Consider the following 15,958-nt stretch of genomic DNA (forward strand, 5'->3'; position numbering starts at 1 on the left):
ATACATTCTTAATAATTATATTATTGTTCTCATGAGTTTACCTCAACAGCGCTGGCAGATTTTCTCACCACAGACGGATCTCGCAAAATCTATAGCCGATGCTACAGGACTTTCACCCATAATTGCTCAGATTTTACTCAATAGAGGGATCAATACCCCTGAATTAGCTAAAATCTTCCTCGATCCCGAACTTGAAGCCCTTCCTGATCCTAAACAGGAATTTCCCGATTTAATTACAAGTATTGATCGCATTGAGCAAGCGATCAAAAATAACGATCGCATTACGATCTGCGGTGATTATGATGTCGATGGCATGACTAGCACGGCTCTTTTAATTCGTACTTTGCGTTTATTGGGGGGTAATGTCGAATATGAAATTCCTAGTCGGATGACCGAGGGATATGGCATTAATAAGCGAATTGTGCAGGATTGTCACGATCGCGAAGTGAAGTTAATCATCACCGTGGACAATGGGATCGCCGCCTACGAGGCGATCGCCTTTGCGGAATCCTTAAATATTTCTGTGATTGTGACCGATCACCATGAGGTTCCCGAAGACCCCAGCAAAATTCCGCCCGCTACCGCCATTCTTAATCCTAAATATCAGGTCGAGCCTACTTCGCCCTATGCGGCGATCGCGGGGGTGGGTGTTGCCTACGTATTGGCTTTGGAATTGAGCGATCGCTTTGGTAAACGTGATGAATTAGAAAATCCGTTACTAGAATTATTCACCCTTGGCACGATCGCCGATCTTGCTTCCTTAACAGACATCAATCGTCGTTTGGTCAGAAAAGGTCTTCGCCTCCTTTCGCAATCTAAGGTAATCGGCATTATTGCTCTAATCAATGAAACAGGCATTGCTAAAGATAAACAAACAGGGATGAAACCTGAAGCGATCGGCTTTGGTTTAGGTCCCCGAATTAATGCGATCGGCAGAATTGGCAATCCGCAGACGGTGATTGAGCTTTTAACCTGTGATGACATGGGGCAGGCGATCGCCTTGGCGCAAGAATGTGAAGCTACTAATAAAGAGCGTCAAAAACTTTGCCAAGAAATCGAACAAGAAGCGATCGCCTATATGTCAAAGCTCAAATCAGAGGGTTTTGATATTACGCAGGAACGGGTTTTGGTAATAGTTGATCGCGAAGTGCAGGATACTCTCTATCCTGCTCCCAAGGGAAATAGGGAGATGGCGTAGCTATTTCTTTGTTTGAAAACCCTTGCTGGGTGTGGTTTTCAATTCACAAACATTGTGGTCACACTTTTGTGAATTGGTATTATAAAGTTTAAGTTAGGTGAAGTCATTATGAACACATTACTCAAACCAGCCTCAAACCAACTAAACACATGGATTAGCGCACCGTGGACAGAATTTGTGGCGATTGCCGATGCAACCGATAGTGCCAAACGCAAAAGCTATTACTACCAGCACCAGATGAGATTTGAGAATATGTCCACAGGCTCCGATCATGCCAACGATCACGCATTAATTTTATTTGCCCTCTCCTTTTATGCCGCCACAAAGCAAATCCCCATGACTGCCAAAGATGGCTGCTCCTATCGTCAAAGCGGAAAAACTGAGTTTCAGCCTGATGTCTCCTATTACATCGGTGACAATGCCGATGCGATCGCTTGGGGAACGCGCATCATTGACCTCGATCAATATCCCTTACCCGATCTCGTCATTGAAATATCTGACACCACCTTCAACGATGACCTCGGCACAAAACGCCTGCAATACGAAGAACTAGGCATCAAAGAATATTGGATCGTCAATGTCCAAACTATGAAAATCTATGCCTTTGCGATCGCCCCAGATGGCAGCAGCCATCATATTCGCCAATCCCTAGTGCTATCTGGACTAAAACTTGAAATCTTAGAACAAGTTCTCGAACTCAGTCGCCAAGAAAATCAATCAACCGTCACCGCATGGCTAATGAAGCAATTCTAACGAGAGATAACAAGCGATATAGATTGAGAAGTTTGTCAGTTTAGAAATATGCAACTTAAGTTAGAAGCAAATGGAAATACAGTCAGCGAATTTTAGTTTTTTGCGCGAGCATGATCCACAATTGGTAAATCTTGCTGCCCGCGCTGAACAGTATTTCCACACTGACAGCAATACCTGCATCATCAAACTTCGACAATTTGCCGAGCGTCTTGCCCAGCATATCGCCGACCAGACAGAGCATTATCAAGCAGAAGATGAAGCGCAGATAGATTTGCTAAGACGACTTGAAGCAGAAGGTGTCATTTCTCGTGAAGTCGCTAAACTTTTCTATAACATTCGCAAAGGAGGCAACAACGCCGCTCATACAGTCAAAGATGACAGACGCGAAGCCCTCGCCCTCCTCAAAAATGCGCATGAGTTAGGCAACTGGTTTCATCACGAATTTGGTAATGACAGGAATTTTAGACCATCGCCATTCGTACCGCCTGTTGCGCCCATCGATGCCACTGCCGAATTGAGAGCCAAAATCGCGGAACTGCAAGCACTCATTGATGAAACACAAGTAGACAAGATTGATGTCATCGATGTAATGAAAGCTGAAATCGAGAGGCTCCAAGCACTCGTTGCCGCAGTAGGCAAGAAACGAAAAAAGAGGGTAATCAAACCAAAACGAAAACCAGCAAAGACAATCGCTGAAAACCCACCAATCGTAAATCCCGAAACACCTGAGGATATCCCTGAGCTACCACCAATTGCTGCCCCAAATATCCCTATCTCTCCCCAAAAGAAAGTAGAGAAGAGTAAGAGAAAGGGATGGCATCATGGCGTGATTGGTATTGTTGCCTCTCGGCTAGTAGAACGTTATGGCGCACCTGTATTTATTGGTAGTTACGAAGATGCCCATGATGATGATTCTGAACAAGGTGCAACTGTGCGCTTCTCAGTGCGGGGAATTCCCGAATTTCATGTTTTCCAAGCCCTTGAATATGAACCGATTAAAACTATTCGCAACAAAGGCGGCGGACATAAGGCGGCGGGAGGGTTTACTCTGCCTGCGGCGAATCTGGAACAATTGCGGCAAGGTCTACGGGAATTTGCCGATCGCGAGAATATTCTGCCTAGCCACATTAGCCCCCTAATCAATATTGATGTGCGTATTGACCTCAGTGATGTCTCCATGACCCTGCTGCAAGAATGCGATCGCCTTCAGCCCTGTGGGCTAGGCAACCCCGATCCTGTTTTTTATAGCGAAAATGTACGGGTACTGGCTCAGCAAACTCGCGGTAAAGACAAAGTCAAGCATCTCTCTTTAGAACTCGATACTGGTAACGGCAAAATTAAGGCGATCGCTTGGCGATGGGGAGAATATTGTCCAATTCCTGATCGCGTGGATATTGCTTACAAATTACGGGCAAACCAATGGCAAGATACAACTTCCGTAGAATTAGAAGTAGTGGGAATACGAGCCGCTACTTCTGATATAGAAACTTCTCAAAGTTTAGCTAAACAAATCAAAGTGCAGTATAAACCTGCGCCTGTGATTACAAAATTTCCGCAATGGCAAAAACTGAGCGAAGCGCCAAGACCCCTGCCCCGTCCCTTACTGCTCTATGGTTGCGATCGCCCTGCGGATAAGTTTCAAGGTGATGTCGATTGCGATCGCCCAAGACGCGATATAGATTATCAGGCGATCGTGCTCTGGACTTTACCGCCATCTTTTACCCATCTACAATGGCTAATTGCCACCGCTAAACCAGACTATATCTACCTTGGTTCCCATCTTCCATCTGTTCCATCTATCGACCAATTCCGTTCCCAAATCTATTCTCTCGATGTAGAAAATATTCCCGTTCTCAATCTCTTAGATCTCGCGCAGCAATGGTGGATTTCCCCTAGCGCGATCGTCTCGGCGCTAAGAGAGATAGGTTATCTCTGCGATTTCCCAGAGACTTTGCCTCTCGAAGGTGAATTACTCAGAATGCAAAAATGGTATGGTATAGCCATTAATAAACTTTCAGCAATTCTTATGAATGAACAATAGTTATAATTACATACGCTTCTGTAAAAATCTAAAAATTCTATTTCATTTGTGAGAAAGGCAAGGGGCTTAAGCCCCTTGTTATACGCTTCTGTTTCTCTAGAATCATTTAGGATTGCCTTATATATCATGCTGTACAAATCAGATGGTGAATAATAATGCTAGCTATTAGTGAAATCGTCAAAAATGGAATTATATTTGACATGAAAAATTGGGGTAACGACCAATCAGGAATTGGTAATTTATCTGAGAATATTGATCGCCTATTTGCTCTTTTGCAAGAACGTGAAATAAATTATTTACTTGTTGGGGGTGTCGCATTACTTAGCTATGTTGATGGTCGTAATACACAGGATATTGATCTTATACTTTCTCACAAAGATCTTAGTGCAATTCCTGAATTAGCAATTGCTGATAAAAATCAAAACTTTGCTAGAGCTAATTTTGATAATCTTCAAGTGGATATTTTATTAACTCAGAACTTGTTATTTAAATACATAGCTAAAAATTGTACTACTTTAAGACAATTTGGTGATTTAAATATACGTTGTGTCACGGTTGAAGGCTTACTAATTCTTAAATTATATGCACTACCTTCTCTATATCGACAAAATAAATTTGATCGAGCTAGTATTTATGAAAATGATATTTTATTACTACTGCTCAAATATCCCACTGAATTAGAACCAATTTGGAAATTACTCCAAAAGCACTTACTACCTAGTGATATTTTAGAAATTCAAGAAATTACTTCAGATATTCAAAAACGTATTAAGCGATTTCAAAATAGATAAATCCAAGAGAAATTATTTCAAAGAAATAATTTCTCTTGGATTTATCTATTTTGTGATTTGGCGGCATTCATCTCCCGAAACTGATTGGGCTTTACCGTTAGGTAAAACTTTAATACAAGCAATATCTGTTTTTGGTGCAAAAAAAGTATAGGCAATTACACCAGAAAGTAAGAGCAGAGAACTTGGAATAATAATATTCCACGATAACCACTTAGGGCGGAGTTTCTTTTTTAAGCTGACTAATTTTTTCTGGACTGCCAAAGAATTTGGATGATTTTCTCCAAGCGATCGCCGATAAATTTTTAAAGCTCTCTCATATAGTTGCTTTACTTCTAAGAATCTCTTTTGTGAATAGTAAATCGAAGCTAAATCAACCAAACTTGCAGCAATTTCGGGATGTTCTAAACCTAAGATAGTTTGTTTAATTTCTAAAGCCTCGAGAAACATTGATTCCGCCTTATCATATATAGCTTGAGTGCTATATATGGCAGCTAAATCAAGCATTGCCATTGCAACATCAGGATGTTTTTCTCCTAGAGCAATTTGACGAATGGAAATCGCTTGCAAAAATAGCCCTTCCGCTTTATCTAACTGATTTTGCGAATAATAATTGGCAGCTAAATCTATTAAACATTTTGCCACGTTTGGATGAGAATCACCGTATAAATGCTGATTGAGAACTAAGATCTGATCAAGATATTGTTCTGCTTCTGCATATTGCCCTGACTTATTAGCGGATTGCGCTAAGCCATGTAAGCTTTCTAGAAAAAATCCTATTTTCCCATTTGCATAGGGAGGTTCTGGATCAACGATATAGGTAGCTTTGGTATTACTGCTAAATACAATTTCATCACCATGCATTAGCACCCAAGAGTTGCGAATTTCTCCATTAATGAGAATTCCATTTGTACTTTTCCCTTTTTCGGAAGTACCATCACTGAGGCGAAATATTTGTAATAGAGGAGCCGAGATATGGAGGCTAGTTAAAGTTGCATGGTCGCGAGAAACTGACTGTGATCGCAGGACGATGTCACTTTCCAACGATCGCCCAAGGATATGATTTTTATGCTCAAGGGAAATTTTTTGCTGACCCTCAGGATCTTGTAAAATCAGAAAATGCTCGAAATAACTTCCTTCAACTACGGTAGCATCTTGTAAATTCATAGGCTGATAATTCATAGGCTGATAATTCATAGGGAAAGTTGATATTTCTAACACTGATTTTATCCATACCAAACTTTTAGCCTCATGTGACTGAGCTATTTTACTGAAGTTGAGGTTGATTTAAATTTTTGATGCTGCGACAAAGCCGCAATTTAGGGCGAATCTCTAAGCACTTTTGAAGAATCGAATAATTTCGCGAACATGTTCTAAAAATTGGCTATCAGTACTAAGTTGCGCGATCGCTTGCCGAGATTCCCTCATCACTCGTTCATGATCACGCTCATTGGTTGCCCTGAGTTCTTCGATATTTGCGCCTAGCCCTGCTAAATTTTTACGAGTTTCTTCGGCAAACTGCTCATATCTGGACACCAAGGAATAAGGGCTTTCTCTATTCAATTCTTCGTTAATACGTTTAAAAGACTCTTCCAAGCTAGAGAAGCGTTGGCGTAGTTCCATTACATCTTCGCGGGGATAATCTATCTGTTGAGAAATGGAACGAAGACGCTGGGATATATATTCATAGGCACTAATGGCAGGGCGCAAAATAGTTAACAATAAGGCAGCGATCGCACCTACATAGCCGATAGTGCCGACTCCACTAGATGCCAAGACATAGAGTGCGATCGCGGAGACTAAATGCAATCCTAGGGCTAATCCTAAAGAACGCTGAGCTAGCGATCGCACGTATGGTAATTGTCGTTCATCAATGTTGATGCCCCGCTCTTGGGAGATTTTGGCTTGGTTAAGTACTGACTGAGATTGAAAGTAAAGATTCCAAGGCACGGTCACAATGATAATTAGCCATACAAAAATGCTTGCCCCAATTACCCAATCAATAAAATTACCAAAAGGTAAATGCAACCATTCGGTTAATCCAAATCCCGCCAAAAAGATGATCAATAAAGCACTAAGCCATCCAAGGAATTTACCCATGATCTTTATGCCAATCATAAACCACTGTTCTAGTTTAGATTAGCGACGCATTGCGCCGCTAATCTAAACCTAAAGAAAAGGCGGCGCATTGCGCCGCCTTTCCTTGACGAATAAAACATAAAATGGCGTAGCCATTTTATGTTTTGGCATGAGAGCTAATTAGGAAACTTTTGGGGGAATTGGGCAGCTTCGACATTTAAGGCTACAGGCTGACCGTTTCGCTTCACTTCCATCCGAATTTTGTCGCCAACCGCACGATCTTCCACTAGTTGGGTAACTTGATCTGCCGTGAGGATTTCCTGATTATCAAACTTGACAATCACATCACCACGTTTTGCCCCAGCCTTAGCTGCGGGAGAATCCTCCACAACTCGCGTTATCAAAACTCCCTTGTCTTCAGAAAGTTGAATACCGAGTTCCGTGTCTTGATTGACTTGCTTTTTCACGCTCGGATCGACCGTCACCATCTGGATACCCAAATAGGCTCGGCTGACCTTACCGTTTTGGATGAGCTGCTTAGAAATACGCTGAGCAGTTTCGATGGGAATTGCAAATCCTAAGCCCTGTGCGCCTTGGATGATGGCGGTGTTTACCCCAATCACTTCACCATTTTGGTTGAGTAATGGGCCCCCTGAGTTGCCCGGATTGATCGCTGCATCAGTTTGAATGAAGCTAACCCGCTTATCTACGCCGATCTGTCCACTTTTACGACCGATCGCACTGATGATGCCAGCCGTTACGGTGTTGTCTAGTCCGAGGGGATTGCCGATCGCGATCGCCCAGTCTCCTGGTTGTAAATTAGCAGAAGTACCAAGGCTAACTATGGGTAGGTTATCGGCTTTGACCTGCACAACCGCCACATCAGTTAATTCATCGCTACCAATTACTTTGCCTTCAATCTGACGACCATCCTTAAGAATGACCGTTACCTTATCAGCACCACTCACAACGTGAGCATTGGTGATAATGTCGCCCTCTTTGTTAATAATAAAGCCTGAGCCAGTACCACGTTCTACACGCTCCTTGGGCATTCGTCGCAATTGATCGCCAAAGAATTGACGAAACATCGGATCTTCTAAAAAGGCTTCAGGTATTTGAGGATTAGAAGCTACGGTACGTGAGGCATTAATCCGCACCACCGCAGGACCAGTACGATTGACGGCATCGACGACATAATTGCGCGGTACGGCGATCGCTTTAGTTTTATCGCTTTCTTGGGCGATCGCTGGGGATATGGATGCAACTTGTGGCAAAGGTGTAATCGCTGTAGTGCTGGGCGATCGCACTCCTGACACAACTGCCCATGCACCTAAAATCACACCCAGCAACAGCATCGAGGCATAAATCAAAGGTTGCTTGTAACGAGATTTTTTATTTGAGTCTCTCATAGCTATTTCCGCGACCAATAATATTTAGATTCTACAAAATTTTTTTGCTATTGTTACGCTCTCTATTTAGACGGAAAACCGTCTCCCAAAGATCAAAAAAGCGTGCAAAGCACGCTTTTTTGATTATTTTGCACTCATTGACTTAGGCAAAGGTACTAGAGGCTCCTCCATGGCAATCAAAATTGGCTCCTCCACCACAGGCGTAGGAGTCTTAATGCTATTAGCCACAGGGCTAAATTGAGGATTGGAATTAAAAGTAAACATGGAGCCAAATACGCCCACTACAGCCGCCACAGATATACCTATACCTGCCAATTTCCATTTACGGCGCTGCGATCGCTTGTCAACTTCTGCCATGACGCGATCGATTATTACCTCCGTCTCAGCTTTTACCGAAGAGTTAGCGGCTACAGGCACAGGCAAGTCAATCAGTAATTGACGCAATTTAATTTGTTGTTGATAGAGACGACGAAAATCAACCTCTTCAGATAGCCATTGTTCAACTAGCTGCTCTTCGGATTCACTAACTTCGCCATCAATGTAAGCGCTGAGTAATTCAAAGCGCTCTTCTGGAGTCTTCATAGCATTATTAGAAATTTGGTTAGCACTCATAACTTAAATACGCCCCCTTATATATTTTATATATATTTTATATATACTTTACATACTCGACAGGTAGGGCTGTAATTGGGCTTGGAGCTTTAATCTTGCTCTGGCTATACGTGATTTTACCGTACCAAGCGATACACCTGTTAGCTCTGAAATTTCCTCATAGGATAAACCCTGAATTTCCCGTAAAACGATGGTTTCACGAAAGCTCGTAGGTAAATCGGCAATAGCCTTACGCAGTTGTTCATAAAACTCCTGTGTAGACATATTATCGAGGGGACTAGGGGCTGAGCTAGGCAAGTCCCAACTCATTTCATCGCCATCACCAGACATAAATGGTGCATCAAGGGAAACTGAGTTACCAACTCGTTTACGTTTCCGCAACTCGTCATAAAACAAGTTGGTGGCAATCCGACTGAGCCAGCCACGAAACTTTTCAGGCTCTTGCAATCGTTTGATATTGCGATATACCCTTAACCAGACCTCTTGAGCGAGATCGGCGCGATCTTGCCAGTCAGGAGCTAGCTTATACAAAACCTGATCGACGTAAGACTGATTACGGCGCATAAGTTCTGCAAACGCAGACTTACTAGGCTGCGCTTCTTTTTGGCACATTTGCACCAATTCAACGATGGGGAGCTTATCAACGGACACGGAGTTGGAGGGCGTGTACCCTCCGATGCTGGTTGACCAAGATAGGCTGTAACTCATCACTCAATCGCTCCTGCTGGACTTATCTTTGAGAGATCCACAGTAATTAAATAAATAATCTGTGTCTCTAGGATTAAGTTTTAGGACGAAGGAGAAAAAAGTTTGTTCCTATCAAAATAGAGCTTTTCTAGCTGGACAAGTTAGGATATGGCGCTTTGGCTGTGTAGGCGTTAACCTAACTTGTTCAGATATAAACAGAAAGATATTTCAAGAGGGATAATAGCAGTTAGTTTGTGTGTTTTTGCGAATCCATAGATTCTTTTAGATTTTTCACTTAATTTTTTTATTTAAACTTACTTATGCAGCGATCGCAGTGGATATCAGTGTTAACGGGCGTTATCGCCGTAATTTTAGGCTTAGGCTATTTGATTTTGGTGCAGATACTCGATTGGCGAGGCGGGGAGATGTTACCTGCTCCCATTGATGTGTCGTTGCTTTTCTAAATTATGAAAATGGCGGCGCTTCGCGCCGCCATTTCCTATTCGGTTTAAAATTTAGAGGAAGACGCTTTGCGCCTTGCTCTGAATTTGTAGATTTTATGAAACTAACCAGAAAAGGTCATTACAGCGTGAAGGCTATGCTCGATCTGGTAGTTTGGGCAAAGCGAAAGCCTGCCTCTGTACGCGAAATTAGCGATCGCCAGTCAATTCCTGCGCCCTATTTAGAAAAAATTTTAATTAATCTACGCCAAGCTGATTTAGTTGAGTCAGTGCGGGGAGTGCAGGGAGGTTATAAGTTGAAGCGATCGCCAAGAGACATCTCACTTGGCGCGATATTATCAGCCGTTGGCGAAGATACCTATCCTCTGCCAAGGTTAAAGCCACAGGAAAAACTTGCCTCCGACTGGGTAACCTTTGCCCTTTGGCAAAGACTTGATCGCAAGTTCAAAGATGCTTTGGATGATATTTGTTTAGAAGATCTTTACTACGATGCCCGTAGTTGGCAAGCGTCCCAAGGACAAAGTGCTGGCTTTATTGTTTAAGTTTTCGCAAAGCAAAAACCTAAATCTTAAGCAGATTTGCTGCGAATTTGGCGCATGAGATTGGCCATCTCGATCGCACCCATGCCAAATTCCCAGCCCTTATTACTCTTCACTCCAGCCCGTTCTAGAGCCTGCTGCATCGTGTCGGTAGTCAATACCCCAAAAATAATTGGCACACCTGTTTGATAGGAGGCGGCGGCAACGCCCTTAGAAACTTCATTCGCCACATAATCAAAGTGGGGTGTATCGCCACGAATCACCGCACCTAAGCAAATAATTGCGTCATATCGTCCAGAAATTGCTAATTCCTTAGCTACCATTGAGATTTCCAGACTTCCCGGAACCCACGCATAATCGACTTGGCTGCCAGTCTCAGACACATCAACGCCATGTCTTAGTAAAGAATCTTGACAGCCTTGGAGGAGCTTACCAACGATCAGGTCATTAAAACGAGCCGTGACGATCGCAAAGCGCAAACTATCTGTATTGGTAAAGCTACCTTCAAAAACGGTCATAGAGTTAATTTCAATTCTTAATTATGAAAAATGTAGTTTATAGAGTTCATAGATGGAGCGCTCAGCACTCCATCTATAAAATGCTTAAGCAACAAAGGAATTCAAAATGCCAATCACGATTACAAGCGCTAACCAAATTAAAGAACCTAAGAATAGCAAGGGCTTCGATTGGTTCCAAGAGCTAGGAGATGCATAGGCAACAGGAACACCAATAACCAAAACAAATGAGAACAAAACAAAGGCGGCTAATAGAAGCTGGAACAGAATAGTCATTTTTTGAAACTCCGAGTATTAAAACAAAATACCAAAATAAATCCTTTACACCAAATTAGCAGAAAATGCGTCTCTCTTAAGGGGTGAAGCAAATAGGGCATACGCCCTATTTGCTTTATAAAGCACCTGCGGCTGTGCGATCGAGGATGCCTTCGGATAGATGGGTAGTGATGTTGCAGGATTGCAATATGGGCTTACCATCTGCGCCTTGGGGATAGTCAATAACGCTCACGCCGCCATTACCCTGCTTAAAGATCCAAAACTGCTCAGGTGTAAAGTCAAATAATAGACAAAGAATTGCCTTATTGACAGCATCATGGGCGACAACTAGAGCCGTTTCGCCTGCGGGAACTGATTCCACAATTTTTTGCCATACGATCGCCACACGATCCCATACCTGCTGTAAATTTTCTCCCTCTGGCATTTGGATAGTTTGAGGCTGTGATTGCCATAGAGCTAGTTGTCCCGCAAATTCCGCTTCGATTTCATGCTCAAATTTTCCTTCCCAGAGACCATGAGAAATTTCCTTGAGTTCATCAAATAGCTCAATTTTGATATTGGGATGCTTGCTTAAGATTTCTAAAGCGGTGTCCTTGGGACGGAGCATGGGACTGCTGAAGGCTTTATCAATTTTAATCTTGGCAAGAAACTCGCTAGCACGTCTTGCTTGAGCATGACCATTGTTATTTAAAGGCACATCGATTTGACCTTGGAAGCGTTTTTGGCGATTCCACTCGGTTTCACCATGCCGCACTAGCAGGAGACGCGCACCATGATGATTTTTCCTGAGGGGCGGTAATGGCGTATCGGTGATATCTACTAAATGACTGACTAGATTGAGGGATTCAATTTGGACACCGTCAGCAATGCTGGAGCCTTGGAAATTAAGGACGCTGATGGCACAGTTGCCCTGTTGAATGTTGTGATAAAGGCGAATAGGGATGCCAAGGGCGGAGCAAATTAGTGCTCGATTGATGCCACTATGCCCCACTAGCAAAATCGTTTTATCTTGGTGCTTGGGTAATATCTCCGCCCAGAAAGCCTTCGCTTGCTCAAATAATTCCACAATGGGGGAGCGATCGCCTAGTTGAAATTTGTCTGGCTCATTGTGCCAAAGATGATATTTCTCAGGAAACTGCTCTTGGACATCCTTCGCAATCATCGACTCCCATTCACTTAGGTCAATCTCTAGCAGCCCCTCGGTGATATTTAAAGTGGGCGCTTGAAAATTTTCAGCCAAAATTATTTGGGCGGTATGCTGAGCGCGGACTAGGGGGCTAGCGTAGGCAACATCAATTTCAAGATTGACCAAAGCTTTGCCAGCTAGCTTGGCTTGTTGTTTACCCTTGTCCGTCAATACAGACTGCAATTCTGGGCGATCGTAATTACCCCGCCCTTGAATTTTGTTTAGGATATTGAAATTACTTTCGCCGTGACGAACGATAACTACTCGCGTACTCAGAACCTTACCCTCATCTTCATTTAAAGGTAGATATATAGTTTTGCCATATATCTACTACAACTATGTAATATTAAAACACTATTAAGAAATAGTAACGCTCTGTACTGCGCTATAATACTACGATAGGTTTAAAATAGCTGCTAGTTAAAGTGCATCTAGCTAAAGTGCATCTAGCTGCTAGTTAAGCCTCCAAGCTTACTCACCATAATCATAAACTTGAATCATCAAGTACGCTGTTTTACTTATAGGCTGAATGCTATAGGCAAATGGTGTAAGCACCTTCTAGATAGTTTAATAAACGCCAGTCTAAGAATAAACTTAGCTTTTAACGAAACCCCAACAATTTTCCAATAACTATATTCATACATCAACGTGATGGGTATGGCTCTATCAGGTTTCTGTTTATAAGCCAAGCTTACATTCAGATTTCTGCATGATTTTTAAAATTTAGTTTTTAAGTAAAGTAGATATTTAAACCTACCTATTTTGCTTAGGAACTAATTCATCTAAAAACTAAGAGCGATATAGTTTTTGGTATCTTAACCATTCCGAACAAAGCAATATGTTTCCTTATCGTGATGTCAGAGCAGGCAAAGCACTTAGTTACTAGCTCGGTAAATAGTGAAGTAACAAGTAAACGATAGGTACAACTTGCGATCGAAAATTTTTTCTTTTTTCGTTTGGGTATGTTCTGTTTGGAAGACCCGACTCTTACTCTTTGAGGCTATTACTCTTTGAGGTCGTTGTATGAAGGGTCTAACCATAAAGGTTCTAAAAATATTTTCTAAACTCCGTATAAAAAAGTATTTTTCGGTTTTTTGGGTATTTTTCAGGTAGTTTCTTAGACTGGCTCTTTTGAATCGAAGAAATTCTGAGGAAATTGAATGCCAAAGCAAATAATTATTGCCGAGCAGTATCGAATTGCTGCTGTATTTAGCGAAGATCAAATTGAAGAAATTGTTGTTGCCGCAGGAACTCACCAAGTTGGGGATGTTTATTTGGGCGTTGTTGAAAATGTTTTAACAAGTATTGATGCGGCGTTTGTAAATATTGGCGATGGCGATCGCAATGGGTTTATCCACATTACTGACCTTGGCCCCTTAAAAATGCGGCGATCGTCTGGCTCGATTAGCGATCTGGTTGTACCGCAACAGCGAGTATTAGTGCAGGTCATGAAGGAGCCTACAGGCAATAAAGGACCTCGCTTAACAGGAAATATCTCCCTCCCCGGCCGTTATGTAGTGCTACTGCCCTTTGGTCGTGGGGTTAACCTATCACGTCGTATTCGTAGTGAGGCGGAGCGTAATCGCTTACGCGCCCTTGCGATTTTGATTAAGCCTGCGGGTATGGGTATTTTGGTGCGAACTGAGGCTGATGGAATGCCTGAGGAGCAGATTATTGAGGATCTGGATAATTTGCAGCGCCAGTGGGAGACCATTCAGCAGGATGTAGCGACTACGCGCCAGCCCACTTTGCTCGATCGCGAGCGTGACTTTATTCAAAGGGTACTGCGTGATCTCTATACCAATGAGGTCAATCGGATTGTGGCGGATTCTAGTGACGGGTTGCGCCGCATTAAGCAGCATTTGCTTAACTGGGGCGATGGCAAAATCCCCAGTGGGCTAATGCTCGATCATCACCGTGAGCGCACCCCGATTTTGGAATATTTTCGGGTGAATGCGGGTATTCGTGAGGCGCTTAAGCCTCGAGTTGATTTGCCCAGTGGTGGTTACGTGATTATTGAGCCGACTGAGGCTTTGACGGTAATTGATGTTAACTCTGGCTCCTTTACGAAGTCCCAAACTTCCCGTGAGACGGTTTTGTGGACAAATTGTGAGGCGGCGGTGGAAATTGCGCGTCAAATCCGCTTGCGAAATATTGCGGGTGTGATTGTGGTGGATTTCATTGATATGGATACGCGCCGCGATCAATTGCAGCTTTTGGAACATTTCAATAAGGCTTTGCGATCGGATAAGTCCCGTCCTCAAATTGCCCAGCTTACTGAGTTAGGTCTAGTGGAGCTAACCCGTAAGCGTCAAGGTCAAAGTATTTATGAGTTGTTTGGTCGTCCCTGTGCGGCTTGTGGTGGTTTAGGTCATTTGATGCACTTACCCGGGGAGGCGACGGGGCAGCCTGTGGATTCTACTTCCCGCACTTGGGAGGCTAAGCAGTCTAATCAGCTTGATTTTACCTCTGAGTATGAAGATGGGGACTCCGAGTTAGGTGGTGGGCTAGAGCCAAACTTAGTCAATCATCCTAGCTATCAAGAGCGGGGTGGTTTGCGTCGTCGTAGCAAGCGAACTTTGCTCAAGGATGGGCGGGAGACTCGTGAGGCGGAAAAAGCTGTTCCAGTTGATACGCGATCGCGGTTTGAGCCACGCATTGAACCAAGAATCGAGCAAAGGATCGAGCCACGCATTGAACCAAGGATTGAGCCACGCATTGAGCGGGACATCGTTGAGCGGTCTGTACCGACTAAAATTTCTTTGCCTAGCATTACGCCCACTAAGCCAGAGCCGATCGAAGAAGAAGAAGTTGAGGTTGTCGAAGCTGAGCCGATCGCGGTGGTGGACAATGTGCCTGAGCGCCCTAACAAGCGAGAACTGCGGACTAAAGTGATTGAGCCACCTGAGGTAATTGTGGTGGAGATGACCGAGGAAGAGCAGGATGTTTACTCGTTGATCGGCGTTTCTCCGTTGGTGTTAGTCGAGCGCGAGATTAAAGATCCGCGCAATGTGATTGTGACTGTGGCTTTACCCGGCCAAGCGCCCCAAATTGCCAATGCAGTTAAGCCTCTCTCTGACTCGGTTACCGAAAATTTCACGGAAATTTTTGTTGAAGATGCTTTGATGGAACCAGAAGTTGTGGAAAATGCTGACGTTGAGATGGTTAGCGAGCAACCAATCCTATCGACTAGTAATGCCAATTCTAATGGGGTGATTTTGAAGGTAAATCGAATTCCGCCTGTTGATGCTTCAGAATTCAATAACGATGAGGAGTCTAAAAATGAATTTTTAGATAGTTCTAAGGAATTTGTACCCATCCAATCGCCTGAAGCTTCACGCCGCAAGCGTTCTTCAGCATCATAAACCTATGCTAATTCACAAAATTGCGATCGCAATTTTGTGAATTAAAAAC

Annotated in this window: 15 protein-coding genes; 7 read left to right on the plus strand and 8 right to left on the minus strand. The window is 43.2% G+C overall.

Annotated elements, in window-relative coordinates; all coding sequences use genetic code 11:
* Positions 1-31 precede the first annotated feature (31 nt).
* The 4 genes from H6F42_RS09845 (at position 32) to H6F42_RS09860 (ending at position 4,783) form a co-directional block, all read left to right on the plus strand.
* Positions 32-1,198 carry a DHH family phosphoesterase gene (locus H6F42_RS09845; RefSeq protein ID WP_242018393.1) on the plus strand — a complete coding sequence of 389 codons (1,167 nt, stop codon included), beginning with the start codon at positions 32-34 and terminating at the stop codon, positions 1,196-1,198.
* A gap of 108 nt (positions 1,199-1,306) precedes the next feature.
* The gene (locus H6F42_RS09850; protein WP_190399177.1) at positions 1,307-1,951 is read left to right on the plus strand and encodes a Uma2 family endonuclease; all 645 of its coding nucleotides are present in this window, start codon (positions 1,307-1,309) and stop codon (positions 1,949-1,951) included.
* Positions 1,952-2,021: 70 nt separating this feature from the next.
* On the plus strand, positions 2,022-3,992 hold the full coding sequence (locus tag H6F42_RS09855; protein WP_190399178.1) for a DHHA1 domain-containing protein: 1,971 nt from the start codon (positions 2,022-2,024) through the stop codon (positions 3,990-3,992).
* Positions 3,993-4,144: 152 nt separating this feature from the next.
* A complete protein-coding gene (locus H6F42_RS09860) occupies positions 4,145-4,783 on the plus strand; it encodes a hypothetical protein (RefSeq protein ID WP_190399257.1) in 639 nt (212 codons plus the stop codon).
* A 45-nt stretch (positions 4,784-4,828) separates the two neighbouring features.
* On the opposite strand, the gene H6F42_RS09865 is transcribed toward H6F42_RS09860, so the two are convergent.
* The 5 genes from H6F42_RS09865 to H6F42_RS09885 all read right to left on the minus strand — a co-directional run bounded on the left by H6F42_RS09865 (position 4,829) and on the right by H6F42_RS09885 (position 9,588).
* A complete protein-coding gene (locus H6F42_RS09865; protein ID WP_190399179.1) occupies positions 4,829-5,977 on the minus strand; it encodes a tetratricopeptide repeat protein in 1,149 nt (382 codons plus the stop codon).
* Positions 5,978-6,112: 135 nt separating this feature from the next.
* Complete coding sequence (locus H6F42_RS09870) at positions 6,113-6,898, minus strand: THO complex subunit 7 family protein (RefSeq protein WP_242018394.1); 786 nt, start codon at positions 6,896-6,898, stop codon at positions 6,113-6,115.
* 137 nt (positions 6,899-7,035) lie between these two features.
* On the minus strand, positions 7,036-8,268 hold the full coding sequence (locus tag H6F42_RS09875) for an HhoA/HhoB/HtrA family serine endopeptidase (RefSeq protein ID WP_190399180.1): 1,233 nt from the start codon (positions 8,266-8,268) through the stop codon (positions 7,036-7,038).
* Positions 8,269-8,391: 123 nt separating this feature from the next.
* Positions 8,392-8,880 (minus strand): zf-HC2 domain-containing protein, encoded by a 489-nt coding sequence (locus tag H6F42_RS09880; RefSeq protein ID WP_190399181.1) that lies wholly within the window; start codon positions 8,878-8,880, stop codon positions 8,392-8,394.
* Positions 8,881-8,928: 48 nt separating this feature from the next.
* The gene (locus H6F42_RS09885; RefSeq protein WP_190399182.1) at positions 8,929-9,588 is read right to left on the minus strand and encodes a sigma-70 family RNA polymerase sigma factor; all 660 of its coding nucleotides are present in this window, start codon (positions 9,586-9,588) and stop codon (positions 8,929-8,931) included.
* A 299-nt stretch (positions 9,589-9,887) separates the two neighbouring features.
* Here H6F42_RS09885 and H6F42_RS09890 point away from each other — a divergent pair, with 299 nt between their 5' ends.
* Both H6F42_RS09890 and H6F42_RS09895 read left to right on the plus strand, forming a co-directional pair.
* Positions 9,888-10,031 (plus strand): hypothetical protein, encoded by a 144-nt coding sequence (locus H6F42_RS09890; RefSeq protein WP_190399183.1) that lies wholly within the window; start codon positions 9,888-9,890, stop codon positions 10,029-10,031.
* 95 nt (positions 10,032-10,126) lie between these two features.
* Complete coding sequence (locus tag H6F42_RS09895) at positions 10,127-10,570, plus strand: Rrf2 family transcriptional regulator (RefSeq protein WP_190399184.1); 444 nt, start codon at positions 10,127-10,129, stop codon at positions 10,568-10,570.
* A 26-nt stretch (positions 10,571-10,596) separates the two neighbouring features.
* Here the strand turns inward: H6F42_RS09895 and ribH are convergent, their stop codons facing one another.
* The 3 genes from ribH to H6F42_RS09910 form a co-directional block, all read right to left on the minus strand.
* Positions 10,597-11,085 carry a 6,7-dimethyl-8-ribityllumazine synthase gene (gene ribH / locus H6F42_RS09900; protein ID WP_190399185.1) on the minus strand — a complete coding sequence of 163 codons (489 nt, stop codon included), beginning with the start codon at positions 11,083-11,085 and terminating at the stop codon, positions 10,597-10,599.
* 84 nt (positions 11,086-11,169) lie between these two features.
* Positions 11,170-11,358: a photosystem II reaction center protein PsbZ gene (psbZ, locus tag H6F42_RS09905; RefSeq protein ID WP_190399186.1), complete on the minus strand. Its 189-nt coding sequence runs from the start codon at positions 11,356-11,358 to the stop codon at positions 11,170-11,172.
* Positions 11,359-11,473: 115 nt separating this feature from the next.
* Positions 11,474-12,820: a histidine phosphatase family protein gene (locus tag H6F42_RS09910; protein ID WP_190399259.1), complete on the minus strand. Its 1,347-nt coding sequence runs from the start codon at positions 12,818-12,820 to the stop codon at positions 11,474-11,476.
* Between the two features lie 884 nt (positions 12,821-13,704).
* On the opposite strand from H6F42_RS09910, the gene H6F42_RS09915 reads away from it, so the two are divergent.
* Positions 13,705-15,909 carry an Rne/Rng family ribonuclease gene (locus tag H6F42_RS09915; protein ID WP_190399187.1) on the plus strand — a complete coding sequence of 735 codons (2,205 nt, stop codon included), beginning with the start codon at positions 13,705-13,707 and terminating at the stop codon, positions 15,907-15,909.
* Positions 15,910-15,958: the final 49 nt, after the last annotated feature.

The organism is Pseudanabaena sp. FACHB-1998, from assembly GCF_014696355.1.
In the GTDB taxonomy this organism is placed as follows: domain Bacteria; phylum Cyanobacteriota; class Cyanobacteriia; order Pseudanabaenales; family Pseudanabaenaceae; genus Pseudanabaena.

Bases quoted from the DNA above. Each gene is read 5' to 3' on its own strand.
- H6F42_RS09880 (WP_190399181.1), bottom strand. From the start codon at position 8,880: ATGAGTGCTAACCAAATTTCTAATAATGCTATGAAGACTCCAGAAGAG.
- H6F42_RS09845 (WP_242018393.1), top strand. From the start codon at position 32: ATGAGTTTACCTCAACAGCGCTGGCAGATTTTCTCACCACAGACGGAT.
- H6F42_RS09865 (WP_190399179.1), bottom strand. From the start codon at position 5,977: ATGAATTATCAGCCTATGAATTATCAGCCTATGAATTTACAAGATGCT.
- H6F42_RS09890 (WP_190399183.1), top strand. From the start codon at position 9,888: ATGCAGCGATCGCAGTGGATATCAGTGTTAACGGGCGTTATCGCCGTA.
- H6F42_RS09855 (WP_190399178.1), top strand. From the start codon at position 2,022: ATGGAAATACAGTCAGCGAATTTTAGTTTTTTGCGCGAGCATGATCCA.
- ribH (WP_190399185.1), bottom strand. From the start codon at position 11,085: ATGACCGTTTTTGAAGGTAGCTTTACCAATACAGATAGTTTGCGCTTT.
- H6F42_RS09850 (WP_190399177.1), top strand. From the start codon at position 1,307: ATGAACACATTACTCAAACCAGCCTCAAACCAACTAAACACATGGATT.
- H6F42_RS09895 (WP_190399184.1), top strand. From the start codon at position 10,127: ATGAAACTAACCAGAAAAGGTCATTACAGCGTGAAGGCTATGCTCGAT.
- H6F42_RS09875 (WP_190399180.1), bottom strand. From the start codon at position 8,268: ATGAGAGACTCAAATAAAAAATCTCGTTACAAGCAACCTTTGATTTAT.
- H6F42_RS09870 (WP_242018394.1), bottom strand. From the start codon at position 6,898: ATGATTGGCATAAAGATCATGGGTAAATTCCTTGGATGGCTTAGTGCT.
- psbZ (WP_190399186.1), bottom strand. From the start codon at position 11,358: ATGACTATTCTGTTCCAGCTTCTATTAGCCGCCTTTGTTTTGTTCTCA.
- H6F42_RS09885 (WP_190399182.1), bottom strand. From the start codon at position 9,588: ATGAGTTACAGCCTATCTTGGTCAACCAGCATCGGAGGGTACACGCCC.
- H6F42_RS09915 (WP_190399187.1), top strand. From the start codon at position 13,705: ATGCCAAAGCAAATAATTATTGCCGAGCAGTATCGAATTGCTGCTGTA.